We start from the raw sequence: 18169 nt of genomic DNA, 5'->3' as shown, positions 1-18169 counted from the left end.
AATTAAAGATAAGAAGATTGCGCCGAAGTGATTAAGTATGTTTCTTAATTTAAGCCTAATTGGGCAGAGGTTTTTTCCAAATTGTGTGTTTATTGATCATTAGTTTCTCGCCACGACGTTTTTTATAAACTAGGGTGAGGATGATGATCATGGCAATGGTTATGATTCTGAAAATATTTGAATAGAGACCACCAAACGCATTATCACTCACCGAAAACAGTTCCCATGAAAAATTCATTAATAGATGTAAGAAGACAGCGGTCCAGAGGTTAAATTTCCACTCCGTATAGACCCACGAGAACAGTAATCCCCCCAAAAAAGTAATAAGAAATATACCTATCAATTCACCAGGATCGGTACTCTGGTATAAGTGAACGGCACCAAACAACAAAGCACCTAATATTACAGAGGGGATAAACCCTAATCGCGTATACCGAAACAATTGCCCAAACAGGAAACTTCTGAAATACAACTCTTCGAAGAATGCAGCTGCAATTATTGAAATTAAAAAGGTATTTAGTGAAATCTCCCGATTTAATTCGAACACAAATGCAAATCCCAGGAACATAGGCAAGGTGCAGAGAAGGGCGAATAAAAACCCCTTGACAATCGAAGAATGAAGCCCCAGGCTTTTAAAAAAGTCCTTACGCCCATGTAAAAGCAGAACCCCAGTGAAAATAGGAATCCCCACGATGGTATAGGCTATAATATGACTTACCCCCATCTGGCTTATCCCGTCATTGATGGACTTTCTTAACTCCCGGAAGAATAATTCGTCAATAAAAAAATATAGGCCGAAAGCGAGCACTGTAATTAACGTAACCTTTAATGTTTTGCTCATTATGAAGATATTTAGGTTTTTAGTATAGACGTTACTCCTCTGGAAATGGTTGCCTCGTACAAACGCTTACAAACGACTATAAACGAAAGTAATTATTTCTATACCGAATGTATGTAAAAGTCGGTTATATGTTTGCCTTGTCGAATGAAAGACGTTCGATAGTATCAATTGTTAAACCCTTAAATTAATTATTATGAATGCACTTAGAAACAAAGTACAGTTGATTGGCCGACTTGGGCAGGACCCGGAGATCATTAATCTTGACAGCGGGAAGAAACTCGCTAAATTCACTGTAGCTACAAACGACAGCTATAAGAACGCAAATGGAGAACGTGTGGAAGACACCCAATGGCACAACGTAGTGGCATGGGGGAAAACCGCAGAGATCATCGAGAACTATGTTACCAAAGGAAAGGAGATCGCTGTAGAAGGCAAACTCACCCATCGGTCTTATGAAGACAAGGAAGGTATCAAGCGATATTCAACCGAAGTGGTTTGTAACGAATTGTTGTTACTCGGGAAATAATACTTCGCTCATGCTATATATTATAAGCCTTCCTATTCGGGAGGCTTTTTAGTTTTATCGGTTATCACCGAATGTATTCTTCCAATTCCAGAAATAGCCTTAAAGATGGCGATTCCTGCCTTTACCAGCATGATCATTCCATATAAAGCAATGCCGTGATGCACAGTGATCGCATTTTTAGCCTTATTATAATCTTCAAAAATTTCGCTGCTTCCACCGTAGATCAACATAATGGCAATGAGAAAATTTGTCACCGGGTTCTTTAGAATCCTATCCGCTAATGCAAATAACTTTTTCATTTGTATCAGGCAACTTGTGTTTGTGTTTGCCCGGGCTGTGAAATTGTGATCACCCCTCCCCACATGCAGTTAAGGGTACATGTATTGTTTAGTGTTGGCATATTACCCAACATAACTGTTGGGCTTCCGGGTGCCCAAGGGGTAACCGTTGCAGGAACGCAGGGCATAGGGGTAAGCACTCCCAGTGCCGCAGTTGTTGCTGCCGCAACTGTAGGATTAGCCAGGGAAGAACACATCCCAAAGGGCGGGATATTTACAATAGGTTTATTATCCATAATATTGGCCGCCGGCATATTGCTGGTCATTACACGGTTCTGTGGCAGCACAATCAATGAAGATGGCGCCACTCCAAAGGAGCAGGTCATCATGGCTCCCATACATACTTGTTGTGGCATAATTAAATGGTTTTATTAGATTTACTATATTCTCTTCGAATGCCGGAAATAATATCGCTGCGTTCGATCATTTTCTTATCTCTGCGAGCTGCTGTGAGGGCACAGTATCGCAATATGTTAATCATTTCCCCTCCGCTTAGCTCATAGTTCTCAGCCAGAGCATTAAGATCGATATCATTGGTAAGATCGAAGGAGTTTCCAAACAATTGCTTCCATAAAATTAATCGCTGTTCTTTGCGTGGCTTTGGGAAATGAACCATGATCTGGAACCTTCGTGCGAAGGCTTCATCTATATTGGTTTGTAAATTAGTTGCGAGGATAACCAATCCCGAAAAATCTTCGATACGTTGAAGTAAATAAGCTACTTCCTGATTTGCATACCTGTCGTTAGCCGATTTTGTTTGTGTTCGCTTCCCGAATAAGGCATCGGCCTCGTCGAAGAAAAGTATCCAGTCTTTATTCTCAGCTTCATTAAATAGTTGTCCCAGATTCTTTTCAGTTTCACCAATGTATTTGGAGACCACCAGGGACAGATCGATCCTGAAGACCGGTCGCTTGGTAGCTTTACCTATTAAGGTGGCGGCAAAGGTCTTTCCTGTTCCAGGGGGGCCATAAAACAAGGCCCTGTAGCCTTTCTTCAAATTTTTTCGCAATCCCCACTCTTCTAAGATACGTTCGCTGTATAACAACCAGTCTTTTATCTCTTCAAGCTTCGTTCTAACCTGCGGATCTACTACCAGATCGTCCCAGTCCATTTCAGTTTCAATCTCTTTTGCCGGGAATCTCGAGCTATATTCGGGTAATTTCTTTTTACCTTCAGTTAATAATCCCATGTATTCGTAGGATACCATCAATCGCTGTTGCAAACCAAACTCCTGGGTGCCATCGTAATCTAGTATCCCTTTTTTATAAAGGATATGGTCCTTCTGAAATAACTTCATAAGCCTTAATCGTTCTTCAATTGAGCTACCAGAAAGGATAAAGCAGGCGGTTTCCAAACTGGGGATGAATCCCGAGATCCCGGCGTCCTTTATACCGCCAAACTCGGAGAATTCATTATTTAAATTCTGATTTTTTATTAGAAAAACATCAAGTGACTGAGGCTTCACTATAGGCAATAACCCCAGAATTAGTAAGATGCGATCCTCAAAGCCAAGCTTCAATTCTTTGATCAGTTTAGCAAAGGCCGATGAGTCTTTATCGAGATCGGGGGGTTGGTGATCGAAAACACTAGACACCCCATGCTCATTCTGAAAATAGATGGAAAGAGAGGTGTTGGCCACGGTTTCAAACCATTTGATCTCACGCTCCAGAGATCTTGCAATTTCTTTAATTATCTCCATTCTACCTCTATTAATTTATCCATCCAACTTAATTTGATCTTTGATATATTCCAGGGAATCCTGTCTAATAAGACATCGTACGATCGCTGTTCTACCTTGATGTAGAAATGTTCGTCCAGCTCTTCTAGTTTACCATCCCTTTGAAGAAAGGATTCACGTAAAGCAGTAATCGAAGTATTCTCCATACCACGCCATTGTCGAGTCACAGCCAGCAACAGATCGTCCACAATTAGTTTATGTTCTTCTGATAGCTGATAGGAAACATCAATGGGCTCTGAAACAGGAATACCGCAAAGCACTTTTGGGATGAGCAATTCATGCTCCTGCGAATTGGTATCGGCTGTTGCCGCATAATCCAGTAACTGAACAGCTCTGGCTCTGCTTTCTTTATTTCTGAAACTACCTTCTTCCATGAGTCCGCATTTCTGAAATAAAATTCCGAGGTAAGGTGATAGAATGATAAGTCCGGTGTAGTTAGTAAAAACTGGATTCATTAGCTGATATTTAGATTCCTCTCCAAGCTTTCTGTAGTTTTCATCTTCATAATCATTACGTACCTCAGGATCGTTCTCGGGAAGAGGGGTTGGATAAGCACTTTTTTCAGTTTCTTCTTGTAGCAAAATATTAAAGATAGGCACTCCTTCGGCATATCGTGTATTAATTTGATAAATAGTTTTATCGGCCTTGGAAACACCAAGTTGATGTTGAAGAATTTCATATAATAATCTAACCCAGTCTTTGGTCTGCCATGTAGAGAATCCTGTATTGGTTAGTTTAAATAGCACAATATTTGAAAAGGAACGGCATAAAGCCCTGTAAGCCTGCTCACTTAGTATACTTTGTATTTGCCTTAGATAAGTAGTCGCCTGATCGAACTCACGCTGATGCCTGTGTCCCAGTTGGGTAGTGATAACTTTCCAAACTTCTTCCGAAGTCAATTCGGAAAGGAGGGCAGTTCTGAAATCGGATTTCATCAATAAAGAATCGAAAGCTACATCATTATTACCAAGTAGCTGCTCCATTATTCCGTAATTGCTATAAGGTAGCGCTATTTGAAATTCGGCCAGGATCTCCGACAGTTTCTTGGGACCTACTAATTTATTTGTGATCTCAAGTTCATGTATGTTAATTGCCTCGATCAGCCGTTTTAGCTGGACAGAAGTTTGCTGGTTGGAAATGAACCCAAACAAGGAACTTAATATTAACGCACATTTTTCGGAGGCACTCGGATATTTTAAGATGGTAGCTAAGGAACTCCAAGTTTCCAGATAGCCGATCAATTGTGCGCTAAATTGGGATCCCTCATTCTTTACTAATAAATTTAAGATGGTTTTTCGAAGACTAAGAAATTCTGAAGCTTTCAATAGTCCGGAAAGCACGAAATTGGCCTCCATTTCTCTTCGTAAATGCAAAGCAAGTCTGAAGTTAGCATGTCCGGACGACACGTCCAGGGCTTTCCACAATTCTTCTTCAGCTTTAGGATTAAGTACTTCAAGGAATTTGTATGACGCCGAAGGGTTTTGCAGCATTCTTTTTATAATGGATCTGCCTGAAGTTTTAGATAAAAGTACTTGAATATCTGTGTTAAAATCGTCATAGGAATATATCGAATTCCACCAGGGGATACGCCCAAATTCCATGATGTAATTTATCGTATCGAGGTCTGGTTGGGAGATCGCTTCAGAAGTTATTCTCCCATCTTGCAAAGTTTCTTTCTCCAAATTGGTAAGGTCCAGGATCCCATACGGCTCTCCTTCCTTTTTTAATCGGGCGTCCAGATAGTGTAATAAGGTTGTTTTACTCAACCCTGTGATTTTAGTCCAACGAACCAGGTGATACTCATACCATGGGAGCCATTTTTGTTGCGGATTCGATTTACAAAATTTCCGGATCTCCATTGCGATCTCATCTAACGCTATATTGCCCATATTTTGATAGAAATTCACGAGGAATTTTTCAACGACCTTTTTCTGGTTTCCGCTAAGACCTTCACAACAATCAAACAAAAACCGGAACATGATTTGTTCATTATTGGAAGAATACTTAAATAAATTATGCAGGATCTGATGATATAGACTTGCTTCGGTAAAATTTCGGGACAAGGTCACATCCAGGATCAATGCCCCTTTCCTATGATCGAGAACTCTCAGCATGTCCTTGGCTTCGTTCAGCGACGCGATGGTAGGAGAAAGTAAAACACTCACAAATGCAAGTCCGCTCTGCACCAACGGTAGTTTAGATCGCTCGATAAAGGCCAACTGGTTTTGTGAATCAAGGATAGTTAAAATTCGAACTCGATTTGTTCTAACCGATAACCAGGAATCTATCCTATCAAGCAGCAGTGGACTACCGTTACGAATTAGTTCCTTTATCTTAAAATTCAACTCATTTTTAGAGATCTGTTTAAAGGAAGTGGAGAAAACTCCATGTTGAAGATAATGATCGACCTGCTTTAAAAATTCAGTCGTTTCTACCTGCTTCGTGTCTTGCTTCGTTTGATTAGTATCTTTTCCAATTTGTGTATCCCGACTTAGTTCTGTAATGATCTTAACGAATTCCTCTTCTCTGCCAAATTTTGTGATCTTTTGTTTTATTCCTTCAGAAAGAGAAGAAAGAAGATCAGTGTAATGCAGATTATATCGACGTGCAAGTTTACGTATGAGGTAATCTAAATAGCTCTTTTTGCTGAAATAACTTCTGCCTTCGGCAAATAAGTAGGCCATAATGATTTCCCATATTGCTTTATTGAAGTCTCCCGAAGTCGCATTTACTATGTGCTCGTCTTCTTGGGTTTTAATTATATTATGTTTGTGATTCAGGATATATTCCCCATGACTACCGGCTGCGACTATAACAATTGTTTCCAGGTCCTCTTCTTTGAAATTATAAACAATTCGTCTACGAACCTCTTCCTTGCCTGCTATTCTTTTTAGAAGGGTGATTAGTTGAGTCTTATCCTTACTTACTATTTTATGTAAAAGGGTAGAGGGTGACTGGGTGATGTTCATATTCCAATCAAAATACCCCTTTAACAGATAATGTTCTAAACTATCTATCGCTTGAACTTCCCTAGAAATTTTACGCCCCAGACGCATAACACCATTCCGGGTAATGGCATTGTTGAAAAAATTAGTTAACGCTTCTTCAATTTTAAAAATGATCTCATTCTCATAATTGTATTTGCTAACTGTCCCCAGATCGAGTTCCACATTGTCGAAACTAAACACACAGTCCGGATCGTCGAAGCTATCGAGAATAGAATCTATTAAAGCATTTATTCGTGTGGACTGCAATGCACTGATACTGGATTGAATCTTGTGAGCATCCTTCTTGTCGCCAATCTCTATCTGGAATTCCTGTCCTTTTATAATATGCTTGTTCATGAGGATCGAAGGGTTTTACTCTGCCGGAATTCTTTCAGGAGGCGAATTAGAGTGAATGAAAGCTTTGATTTTTCAGGATTGGATGCTCCACATTTCAGCCAGTCGAAATATGTGTGCTCAAACTGGTATAGTCGTGGATAGTCCACCCAAAAACAATGCGACACTATATGTGCAGGGGAGTTTTCTAATAGAATACCTTCAAACTTAGACCTGAAACTCGATAATTGAAATCGGGCCGGCCAGGATGGTAACACAAGGCTCATTTGGAAGGAATAGAAATCTTCGTCTACTTTATTCTTTCCGTAGTATGCAAAGTTCTTTAGCTTCCTCACGCTTAAATTAAAGTAACCACAATCGATCAAATTTCTCAATGCTTCGATCTCACATATTACCGAATCCATGTCTGCAAACTCCATTGTACTATATGCAAGCGTTTTGTTAGACTCTAGGCCAAGTCTAATTATATAAGCATCTCCTTTTTGAATATGGTCTACTTTTAATTGTGTTTCATTCTCAAAAATTAGGTTCAAATTCTTGTTGCGGTTAACCAATGTTTCTGTTGTGGCCTGCTCAAACGATATGGTCTTGCCACGTTCTAAACGTATTGAGAAAGAAAACCCAAAATTTTTCTCTTCAAGCGGGGGTAAAAGTTGTAAATGTTCAACCAAAAACAGGGCTTCGCTATCCGTGCCCAGTTTTTGCAGTTTTACTGTTGCTCGTTCTACTGCCTTGATGGCATCTTTCCTCGTATTCGCTCTGTGTACAACGACCTGTTTGTTTTCTTTAGCAAATTGAACTTCATACAATTTAGTATTACCTCTGAAGACCTCCTTTATTTGGTAATTCTCTTTTTTCGCGCCGTTCCTTAAGATATCGTCGAAAATGGTTTCCGTATTTCCGGGAAACCTAAACCCTAATGCGAGATCATCCTTCGGGGATTCGATACTTACGGTTCCTTCTATATCGATCTCTTCACCTTCCTCTTCATAAACAACCTGAAAGGTTTCAAATTCTGTATCACTTCGTACCACTCTTACACCCGAATCCTTGATCACTTCAGAAACAAGCCTTAGTTCCCTGTTTTCTATTCCCATTAGAATGGCCAGCTTTTCTATGAGTGCCGGCTGTGTTTTAAAGACGGAAGGATTATTGGTTTCAGAATAATTAATGCCTCTAAACCTGTTATAGCTCAACGAACCGTAATTAGCGAGGAGTTTCTTTTTATAGTTCAGTAGCTGTAAGTCTGCCCTGCTATTATCGGCCTCTTTTCCAAAGGCATTGATGTTTATATTCTTGAGCATTTTAGGATAAAAGCTTTCACCAAATCTCATGAGTAAGTGGTTTGTTAGCCTATGCATGCGATCCAAATGTTTACAATCCTGTTTATCGTTTAGTGATTGTAAAATGCTCTCCCATTTCTCTTCCATCTCTTTCATATCTGAAGATTCATGGGTATGAATAAGTTCACTTAATTCCATCATATCGGCCAACGGCTTATAAAAATAGGATCGAGCCTCCTCACTTTCTACATCATACAGGGAATACAAATTTGTTAACTGAGCGAGGAAATTCTGCATGCATTGCTCCATAGGTAAGAGAAAGGCCTTTAGCTGTTTGGCTTGCGCATATCGTTGTGGTGGAAGGTTAGACGCGAGACCATATTCTCCTATCCCGTAGGTACCTGGGAATTGTTCACGCATTGGAAAGAAATCAGATAAGTTCCTGGGGGTTCCTTCCGGTATTTCGATGGTATTCATTTGCTGTGAAACAGCTTTGAAACTGCCGTATTCTTTAGCCGTGATATAGGATAAATTGTACTCGATTAAATGGATATTTGGTCTGAATTCGATACCGTCGATTGTATAGATCAATTTTTCACTCGTTTCAGGCACCTTGAGAACCGGCACCTGTTTTGTATTGTCAAGAATTAGTGATTTTCCTTGGGCACTATCATACGTTTTGCCTTCAGAATCTATTACAACGATTTTTAATTTGTCTACGCTTATCACGCCAGGTTCTTTGCCGATCAAGTTCATGATCTGTACAGGATCTATCACCTTGGTTCGTTCAGAGAGTTGATGATCGGGAATAAAGCCATTTTTTAGAACCGGGCCGTTGAAAATGGTGTTAATGGTTCTTTCTTTTCCCGTTGCCGAATCTTTATTTGCTTTTTCATTTTCTTCCTCATATTCCCATAGTGAATAAAATTTTACTTCGTGTGATAAATGATCATTGATCTTGTAAAAGATACGAGCCAGGACCTCTTCACCAGATGTATGCGATTCGAGTGTTAAATTCAGTTCCATCTGCAGATTCACATCTTCAAGAATTGTCACTTCCGCCAGCTCTTCACACAGATTTCTATTTTTTCTGAAAAGTTCTAATACGGCTGCTTTTACCCTCTTTATTTCTTCCTCTTTCTTAGAAGCGTCGTCGTCCATTTCATGAAGTTGTACCTGAATTTCGTACAACCCCTTAATACCACTAGGCTTATTAGCTTCTGTGTTTTTTTCTGAATCCTCCACAGGGACGATCCAAACATTTTTAATATTAGATATCCCATCAATGAAAAGCTTTCTATAGTCTAAAGAGGTTACTGGGCTGGTTGTAAGTATTTCCGAAGGAATAAAAAAACCATTATCTCCAGAGGCAAGTTCACTTCCTTTAGACTCTGTTAGAATATCTTCGATTGGAAATTCGGTTTTGTAAGCGAGACTGGTAAGAGTAAAGGCGATATTTTCCAGAATGGTCACCCCGGGATCATGCTCATTATAATCGGTCCAGTTTGCTCCAGACAGATCCTGAAGGAGCTTTACTCCCTGTAGATGCAGGTTTTCGTACATCCCACTGCCTTTATCCTTTTTCTGGATATACCCTCTGTTTTTCGACGCTGTCTCGCTCATTTTGTTATTAGTCCTTTTCGGTGAAAAGATTCATTATTTCAGTATCCCATAATTTGGTAACATGGAACTTTATCTTGATATCCGCTCCGTAATTGGTGCGTGTTTTCAATTGTAATTTATAGTTGTTGGTGTCGCCCGTCCACCGTATGGCTATACGGTTCCACCACCATCCAAAATATGCCTGAGTTCTTCGAATACGGTGTCTCGATCTTCCAAAGGTGCTTAGTGCGGTAGCATGAAGTAAGGCATGTTTCCCAGATTTTGCCTTCCCTACCTGCGCGAGGATCTCAAAGGCGTTATAACCATCCAGAGTTTCCGGAGTTGGAATATCATGCCATTTCCCATCGGCCGGAACCGATCCTAACACATAGGTTCCAACCCTGCTGTGTGAGCCAAAAACTCCTGCTACATCAAGGCGGGTTTGTGGCGATTGCGTCCCAATACCAATATTTCCACCCTTTTGTAAGAAAAGTGAAGTGCGTTTGTTATTGATAGCCTCCGGCTCTCCTATCAGGAGTCCATTGGCGGTCTTGGTGTCGATAAGGTCTATGCTCCATAGCGCATTACTATCTTTTATTTTTTCTTTAAAACTGATAACACGATCAGATTCGGCACCCATTGGGGCTAGGGTCAGGCCATCGTTGAAGTTCTTAGAGATACCATCATCTGCTTTATTTAGCATAGAATCAATAAGGCTTCCGAAGTTTTTTTCATTCGGTCGTGTTCCATCTCCAAAGAGTAGCTTCAGGCTTTTTCTGTTTAAGGGTTTTGAACTCATCTCTTTAGTTATTTGTTTTGAAATACAAATGCAGCGTTTGGCTCCAACTCTACGTTGATCCCCGCCTCGGTTTCCTGGCTTATACTTCTTGCGGATTCTTGTAAAATGAAATCTGTACCAATTTCCATATTACCTATAACAACTTTATTAACCTCATGCTCATTGGTGTATTCGATGCGATGTTCTTTCATTGGGGAAAGTATGGACCATGGAGTGGTGGTGTGAATGGCATTTCCTTCTTCGTATACATCAAGTACGAAAGAATTAGCCCTTTTCCTAATTATATGTTCAATGCACAATCGATTTACCTTCAATACATAAGGAAGATCACTTACATAACTCGAAACTGTACTTGGTACAACACTACCTCCAATTCCTCCCATTTCAGATTCATTCGTGTTGAGGGGGGATAAAAACTCGCAAATAGCATTATTCAACTGTTGGGTGAGATATCCCAGATTCTCTCTTCCTTTAAATTCCACTTCGCATTTAACCAGAAGGTATTCTACAATGGGATTCATCACCTCGATCTCTACCAGAGCACTACTTCTTCTCTTTAAGTATTCTTTCATGTAGTTAAGCGTGCTGTTTTTGAAATAGTAGCGCTCGTCATGCGTCCATAATTTATTCAAGACGATAATATGGAGTTTCCCGGGAACAGGGGTAAATAATTGATTGAGATTGGTGCATTTGGCAATCTGCACTGTATCGAATTTATCCAACAATAACCGTTCAAAATCCCACGGCGAAACGGCTCTGTCCTTATGTCTGAGACGTTCACTTACTCTGCCGTAAAATTCTTCGTGCATTTCTTCCTGTTGCCCACCATAGGAAGTACCGGGTTGAAGCACCTTTTTAATATTGGGATGTTTACCTACAAGTGACTTAATACTGCCGGGCTCGAAATTCTTGCCCAAAACAACTTCTTCCTCACTCATACAAACCGCCTGAACCGGATTAAAATAGATTCCTTTTATCCTGGGATAATGTTCGGCATCTGTTTTAGTTTTGGCCCGAAGCCAGAATAGATCACCATCATTTGTATTTTCGGTCTTCGGGAGAATCAATTCCAAAATGCCGGTTTTTGTTAATCCCATTGTCCCATCGTGAAGTATTTTATCCTTATCAAACTCCAGCCATGAATTATTATGAGCATATTCCCAAATTGGCTCGGCACCGCTGATGTCACAGGTAGAACCAGATCGAAGAAAATGAAAGAAAATCCTTAGGTTTATCTCATCCTTTACACCTTTTAATCCCATGACAAGGTAGGCCTGATGATCGTATTGAGGGAACAGGGTATTGTGCCATACATGCTTACCAGATATGGCTTCACTCGTCCAAAAAGGTCTTATGTGCAATAACTCACCTGTGTTTTTCTTCGAGTCCTCTACATTACAATAGAGTTTGTCTGAGGCCTTATAACTTAAAGAAATTTCCCTCACTTTGGGAATGTATGGTTTATTGGGGAAGGGGAGGTCTTTTTTATTCTTAGAATTAAAAATGGCGATCTCCTCCCTGTCTTTTAAATAAATTTCCGAACCAAAGCCGGACGACGGATTTGCAAGGGTGAACTTTATAAAACCATTAGGAGTGATATGGTTGTACTCCATAGGCTCTTTCAGGTTAAAATCCTTCTGAATATCCAGGTCATCGAAACGATCAAATATAAGTTCGCTATTCTTGGATAACTGCACACTGTCGTACCCTTCCGGGGTTAGACAAGGGTATGTTTCAAACAGATGTTGCTCTTGGTTCTTTACATCTTTAGACGGGATCCAGCTGTTCCCCGAAAGAGCAGAAAACTCCACCCGGAACGTATCATTATCTACAGGAACTGAATATCCGTAATAATACGATTCAAATCCGCCGAAATCCTGCGGGATATGATCCCATTCGATCTCGATCTTTATCTGGCTAATATCTTTTTTGAACAATTCAGGTTTCCCTAACATGAGATAGGATCCCCCTGGAGCCATAGGACCGAAGAGATCGAAGGCCTTATCTAATGATACCTTGCCAAGATTGTTATAGGCGGAGAGATGTTTCATTCGGTTTACCTGTACATCAATGTCGATAGCATGTATAGCCACCCCATTTAAAAATGAATACAGATAAACGGGAGCGTATTCGTTCAATTCTATTTTAAATGATGGCCATTGAGGGATTATTTCTGAAGCGCCCAGCTTTTCAATTTCGGCCAGTGAATTATCGATATTGATCTGTATAGTAAAGTAATTTTCGGCTTCATTTAATAAAACCGAATAGGTGTCTATCTGGATCCAACCTTTTTTATTACTAAAAGAGATACGGAGATTGTCGTCGAAAACAATTCCGAAGGCAGTTAGTAATGAAACCGATCGTGCCTTGCTAATTTCTTTCAGGTATTTCCAGAAGATATCCTTAGAGTTTTTCTCATCCATATGAACACGAAGACTAACTTCTCTATCACCTTCACTTAGATAGAGTACCGGAGATCCAATTACAAATCCAATTATCCCAACTTTATTTGGATCTATCTGCGTATTTTGAATACTTGCTTTATTGGCTCCAAAAACATACCAGTCGTCTCTCAATGGATTAATGTCCTTTCCGGCAGATATGAGTTTATTCTTGGATACTTCCGAAACCAGGTTTTCGTTGGTTCCAACTCGTATGTACGGGCTGGAATTGAAGAATAAGGTTTCTAGTTCCATTATCTCAACCCTATGTGCAGTTAAGGGGCTTTGGATTTCAAATTCGACATCCTCCTTACTGCCAAAAAGTTTTCCGGCAGACAGTCTTGTTCCTTTTACTAAATGAGCAGATGACACTGTAGGGAGAAGTTCAAAGCACACAGTGGCCATGGTAGGCCTGGCCCTACGACGGGATTGTTGTAGAATATTTTCGTAATAAAATTTTAAATGCCTGTCTGAAAGAGTGTTGAGTTTTTCCTGAACCAGTTTAAATAATTTGCCAAAGGTGATGTAGATGGCATGATGAGGTTGATGATCGTTTCTGTCTAAAAACGACTTTTCCAAATGTTCTTTGGTGGACAATTGGAGATGTGTGATAACCTTGTAAAAAATATGAAGTACTTTTTCCAGGTCGGATCTGTTTCGTATAGGCTTGGAATAAATTTCCTTCGGGAGTGATCTCACTTCGTATGCACCTTCTTGTATTTTTTCTTTTTCAAGTGTATTTACATAGGCCTTTAATCCTTTTGCTTGAGGTTCGAGAATATTTCTCAACGCATTATCAAATTTGTAAGAAAGCTTTTCTTCTCCCATCGTATGTAACGTGTCTGCCCAGCCCTGGATCTTATCACTCCAGGATAATAACTGGCTTGCTATTTCGGCAGTTTTTTCAGAATTTTCATCATTTATGAGGACCTGTTCTTTATGAATATCGAACATTGTGGTGGGCTCGTTAATAATAGCCGCTTTGAAGAGAATAGGATCGTGCGTGATCAATTGCTCCCAGGTTCCTGCTTTCCTGTTATTTAGGTCGAAATAGTTAATATATTTCAGAAAGGAGGACAGATACCCCAGTATGTCTGTAAAGGATTGCTCATCTATCCGAAAATTACTTTCCAGCAGATCGGCATTCCATCGTTTGGCCCTATCACTTCCTGTTCGCCTGTTCATAATATCGTCTCTTTTTCTAAACTTTGAACTACACCCTGCGTATACAACTGAGGTAAATTGGTACCTTCCACTTTATAATATGGGAAAACCAGGTTAAAGCGGGTATTCGAAGATTGAAGGCTATAGTTCACCTTTATTTTTATTATTCCGGCTCTTTGATCATCGGCACTACTCTCAATATCTATGGAGTTCACGGTGATCCGAGGTTCGAATTTCAAGATGGCAGTTCGAATCATTTCTCTTATCAAATGCCTTCGGCTGTTAGAGATAGAATCGAACAAATATTTGTTTAATGCACTACCATATTCAGGTAGCATGATTCGTTCTCCTGGGTTTGTGTTAAAAAGTATGATGAGCGATTGTTTGATGTCGTCTGTATTGTCTACCATCTCAACCCCATACTCGATATTAGGATCGAAAGTTGGAGGAAAACTCCAGCCTCTTCCTAAAAATGATTCGTTTATAAAATTCGATTTATCCATTAGTTAACCATTACCATTGCACCTTTTATACTCATCTCTCCGCTACTGGAAACCGAGCACTCGGCATTTCCTGAAATACTTGTACTTTCATTACCGGTGATCGAGACAGACCCTCCGGTGTTACTTATAGATTCGGTGCCATCTACAGAAACCGTAGTTCCTTTGATACTTACCGAGTTAGTTGCTTTTATCGTGAGATCAGACTGACTCTCAATATTGATCCCACTCGAGTTCATTTCTATCTTATTACTATTTTGATCGGTTATGGTGATCCCTTCGTCCTGGTCGCTAATAACGATAGAATTACCTCCGGGTGTTATGAGGGTGATTATCTTGTTCTCATCGTCAAATTTTAACTGAAGTTTACTCTTAGTTATAAGTGTTTTGATCGTGTTTTGCTCGTCGGGGGTTTCAGGGGCGGGAATAGAACTACTAAAAACACTTCCCAGAATAACAGGGAATCGTGGGTCATCGTTCATAAACCCAAGTATTACCTCATCATCCACTTCCGGCATGAAATAAGCTCCGAAGGTATTACCCGTGTAAAAAGTGGCCAGCCTTGCCCACACCATTTTTCCTTCCGCACCCAGAATTGGGATCTCTACCTGCACCCTGAATTCGTTATCCGGGTCCTCATAGGTTTTCTTCACAATACCTGTATGCAATCCGCGAATTCCTGGTATCAAGCCGGCGGCGGCTGGAGCCATAACTTCATTTTCTTCAACAAACCATTCGGGGGATAATCCCAGCTTCACTTCGGTATGCCACATTCCATCTTCAATAGTATGTACCACACCAGAAATGAAAGCGTTTCCATTAAATCTATTGCTAAGGCCATCCAACTTGATCGTCGAATTTACCTTTGCCAGAGCAGATCCCTGAAAGGTCAGGGTTCCACGAAACCTCGACAATCTCGATCTTAATAAAGCTGCATTTGCCCATCCTTTTATATCCCCTTGTTCGATGGCTACATTGGAACTTAAATTCAGTGTCCCGGCACTTAAAACTTTTGCCAGAGTCGACCCACTAATATCTCCCTGTTGGTTTACCGAAGGCTCCGATGACGACGCGCTTATCACAGCCTGCGAACTCATATCCCATGCGTTGCCCTGCACTTCAGAGTATTGATGCGTTGCGTCTATCTCACCATCGAAATCGATAATGTCGAAACCATATTGTACCTGTAATGCAGGCGACCCGGAAACGTCGGGTTTTGCCACGGTGAGTTTGCCGCTATCTGTGACCACAACCAAGCCGTTAATTTCAGATCTGTTTATAATGAAGTCCCAGTCTGTAGTATAATATTGAACGATCTCCTTGTGTTCTATCGATGTAGAGGCCACGGACGAACTCAAGCTGGTTTTTCCCACAATACTTTCAATAGCCGCACTATCGGTGCTATCGGTAAAAATATTATTGTTTCTGTTAATTGTTAGTTGCAGCGCTTTATCCTTACAAATTACATGTAGCCTCGAACTCTGGCCATCAAGCCTTATCATTTGTTTAACTACAACTCCTTTAAATACTGAATCGTTTTTGCTGTGATACCCTAATTTAATCTCAATTTCGGCACCTGGCTTAAACACATCCGAATCTGTTACCGCAAAAGTTTGTTTGGATGCATCCCCATCAATAAGTACGATCTCGGCATGTGAGATCCTGTTTATAAATCGTTCGGTGCGAATACTTACTACTTCATAAGTTGCGGGGATCTCCTTCCCGCCCGAAATGATATCGAATGAAATTAGATTGGTTTCTTCTATTAATGGTGATACAGACATATTAATTATTTTATTGGGGGTACATAAAGGGTTGTACCGGGGATTAGATTTCTAAAATTGGCAATGTTATTATACTTCGCAACTTCCAGGTAATAACTACTATCACCATAGATATCGTAGCAAATAAGGGGTAGTGTATCTCCTTCACGGGTTACAACCTTATGGGTAAGATCGGGCGATTTCTTATTTGCTTCTTTTGCGATTGTATTTACGTCGCTAGCCTCCTCAAATTTCACAGAGGCTTTCGCACGAATGGGAGATCCATTTGGTTTGAACAAGGTATAATTTATGTCCAGGGAAGTGAGTTTACATTTAAAAACAAGTGATCCCCAGGAAATGATCAGGTAATTAGGTTCATGGATGTCTCCATTATAATCAAAACATACTTTTTTAAACCTGTCTATCTGTACCTTTAATGGTGTTTTGCTATCTGCAATAGCGCCAGAGGCGTCGAAATAGATTTCGAATGAAACTGTTTCTGGCGGAATACCCTTAAATTTTAAAGGAGTTCCGGGTGCCCCTTCGGAGGTTGTATTGTTATAATTAACCTGATGGGAATGACTATAAGATGCCGGATTGATCTCTACCGTGCAACTGGATTGTCCCTTACCCGAATACTTATTATTTTTATACGCGATCAATTTTAGTTTATTTAGGCTCATCTCAACGATCTTTATTTTTCCTTAATTGTTTTCTTATTTCCTTCTTACATTCCTTTAAAATGGATTGTTTCATTTTCTGAAAAGCCAATTCATCCGAACTGTTGTTCAGAGGCTCATCTATCTTTACTTTTATAAGTAATTCTCGAATTTCAATAGCCATTTTTAGTCAAATAAGTTTTCAAAAAGAGTGTCCGGGTCGTAGGTGTCACCTCCACTTATCGTCGTTTCTTCAAAATAGCTATACGAAAATTCAAGGGTCTCGATGGCCACTTCGTTATTCATCGAATTGAGATCTGATGCCGCCCATTTTACGGGCCAGGCATTCGCAAAGCTCCAGGCTTTTATAGGATCGCCATTTTCATCTAATAAACTAACCACGATATTCTTGGTTTCCACATATTCAGCAAGACCTCCTCCAAAAGTTTTGATACACCAATCCACCAAAGGGGAGTCTTTAGAGACCATTCCCCGTTTGAGGACAAGATTCGAGAATTTTACAGAGGTAGGAACACGATGTTTAAAACTATTATTCCCACCTTCTGTAATTTCCTCTGTATCCATCTCCATACTAATTCCGGAGACTTCTTTGAACGAAGAATCGACCGATCCCGATAGGCCGTTGAAGCTCAATCGAAAATAAAATGCTGCAAGGGGATACTCATTACTCATAATTATCCGCCATTAGCAATAGTGAGTCCTTCGTGAGCAAGTTCGAGTGTTTCCACTGCTACTTCGTTGGCATCCGATTTCATATCGGTACCGGTAATTTTGGTAGGCCACGCGTTGCTGAGGGTCCAGGTCATTGTTGGCTTAGCCGATTCGTCCAGTAACTGTATCACTACTGTCTCCCGTTTTATGGTATTCATCTTTATTGCGTCATACCACTTCCAGAAATTATTGTCGTTCACAAAAATTCCTTTTTTGAGGGTTACATTACCGGTTTTTACAATGCCCGGCATCTTTATGGTAGAGAACACTTTGTTATCTCCATGCCTGTATTCGATAGGCTGTGTTTCGGTGTCCAGTCCGGAAACTTCCTGAAATGAAACCGTTTTATCCTGTGAACCAAGGTTTACAGTAAAGTAAAACTTTGGTAAGGGCCATGTACTCCCTTGTTTTGATCCATCATCTGCCATGATTATATAATTTT

Annotated in this window: 15 protein-coding genes; 1 reads left to right on the top strand and 14 read right to left on the bottom strand. The window is 40.2% G+C overall.

What is annotated here, in order from left to right; all coding sequences use genetic code 11:
- Nucleotides 1–55: 55 nt before the first annotated feature.
- Nucleotides 56–841: a CPBP family intramembrane glutamic endopeptidase gene (locus tag C5O00_RS04455; RefSeq protein WP_105215304.1), complete on the bottom strand. Its 786-nt coding sequence runs from the start codon at nt 839–841 to the stop codon at nt 56–58.
- A gap of 193 nt (nt 842–1034) precedes the next feature.
- On the opposite strand from C5O00_RS04455, the gene C5O00_RS04450 reads away from it, so the two are divergent.
- A complete protein-coding gene (locus C5O00_RS04450) occupies nt 1035–1367 on the top strand; it encodes a single-stranded DNA-binding protein (protein ID WP_105215302.1) in 333 nt (110 codons plus the stop codon).
- Nucleotides 1368–1399: 32 nt separating this feature from the next.
- Here the strand turns inward: C5O00_RS04450 and C5O00_RS04445 are convergent, their stop codons facing one another.
- From C5O00_RS04445 to C5O00_RS04390, 13 genes are read right to left on the bottom strand one after another with little or no spacing between them, the layout of a single operon-like run.
- Entirely contained in the window at nt 1400–1666 is a 267-nt protein-coding gene (locus tag C5O00_RS04445) for a hypothetical protein (RefSeq protein ID WP_105215300.1), read from the bottom strand.
- A 5-nt stretch (nt 1667–1671) separates the two neighbouring features.
- On the bottom strand, nt 1672–2061 hold the full coding sequence (locus C5O00_RS04440; RefSeq protein WP_105215298.1) for a DUF4280 domain-containing protein: 390 nt from the start codon (nt 2059–2061) through the stop codon (nt 1672–1674).
- A gap of 2 nt (nt 2062–2063) precedes the next feature.
- On the bottom strand, nt 2064–3404 hold the full coding sequence (locus C5O00_RS04435; protein WP_105215296.1) for an ATP-binding protein: 1341 nt from the start codon (nt 3402–3404) through the stop codon (nt 2064–2066).
- Nucleotides 3395–6787, bottom strand: a complete 3393-nt coding sequence (locus C5O00_RS04430; protein WP_105215294.1) for a contractile injection system tape measure protein — start codon at nt 6785–6787, stop codon at nt 3395–3397. Before C5O00_RS04430 ends, C5O00_RS04435 begins: the two co-directional genes overlap by 10 nt.
- Nucleotides 6784–9690 (bottom strand): contractile injection system baseplate wedge protein, encoded by a 2907-nt coding sequence (locus C5O00_RS04425; RefSeq protein WP_105215292.1) that lies wholly within the window; start codon nt 9688–9690, stop codon nt 6784–6786. The genes C5O00_RS04430 and C5O00_RS04425 overlap by 4 nt, the downstream gene beginning before the upstream one ends.
- Before the next feature lie 7 nt (nt 9691–9697).
- Nucleotides 9698–10468 carry a contractile injection system tail fiber-like adhesin gene (locus tag C5O00_RS04420; RefSeq protein ID WP_105215290.1) on the bottom strand — a complete coding sequence of 257 codons (771 nt, stop codon included), beginning with the start codon at nt 10466–10468 and terminating at the stop codon, nt 9698–9700.
- 8 nt (nt 10469–10476) lie between these two features.
- Entirely contained in the window at nt 10477–14094 is a 3618-nt protein-coding gene (locus C5O00_RS04415) for a baseplate J/gp47 family protein (RefSeq protein WP_105215288.1), read from the bottom strand.
- The gene (locus tag C5O00_RS04410) at nt 14091–14576 is read right to left on the bottom strand and encodes a gp25 family contractile injection system sheath assembly initiator (RefSeq protein ID WP_105215286.1); all 486 of its coding nucleotides are present in this window, start codon (nt 14574–14576) and stop codon (nt 14091–14093) included. The genes C5O00_RS04415 and C5O00_RS04410 overlap by 4 nt, the downstream gene beginning before the upstream one ends.
- Complete coding sequence (gene vgrG, locus C5O00_RS04405) at nt 14576–16357, bottom strand: type VI secretion system tip protein VgrG (RefSeq protein WP_105215284.1); 1782 nt, start codon at nt 16355–16357, stop codon at nt 14576–14578. Before vgrG ends, C5O00_RS04410 begins: the two co-directional genes overlap by 1 nt.
- A gap of 5 nt (nt 16358–16362) precedes the next feature.
- A complete protein-coding gene (locus tag C5O00_RS04400; RefSeq protein WP_105215282.1) occupies nt 16363–17019 on the bottom strand; it encodes a CIS tube protein in 657 nt (218 codons plus the stop codon).
- 1 nt (nt 17020) lies between these two features.
- The gene (locus C5O00_RS14455) at nt 17021–17179 is read right to left on the bottom strand and encodes a DUF5908 family protein (RefSeq protein WP_158676778.1); all 159 of its coding nucleotides are present in this window, start codon (nt 17177–17179) and stop codon (nt 17021–17023) included.
- A gap of 2 nt (nt 17180–17181) precedes the next feature.
- Nucleotides 17182–17688, bottom strand: coding sequence for a phage tail protein (locus tag C5O00_RS04395; protein WP_105215280.1), 507 nt, complete (start codon nt 17686–17688; stop codon nt 17182–17184).
- 2 nt (nt 17689–17690) lie between these two features.
- Nucleotides 17691–18155, bottom strand: a complete 465-nt coding sequence (locus tag C5O00_RS04390) for a phage tail protein (RefSeq protein WP_105215278.1) — start codon at nt 18153–18155, stop codon at nt 17691–17693.
- Between the last annotated feature and the right edge of the window lie 14 nt (nt 18156–18169).

Source organism: Pukyongia salina, from assembly GCF_002966125.1.
Classification (GTDB): Bacteria; Bacteroidota; Bacteroidia; order Flavobacteriales; family Flavobacteriaceae; genus Pukyongia; species Pukyongia salina.
This window is presented reverse-complemented; position numbering and strand designations above follow the sequence as displayed.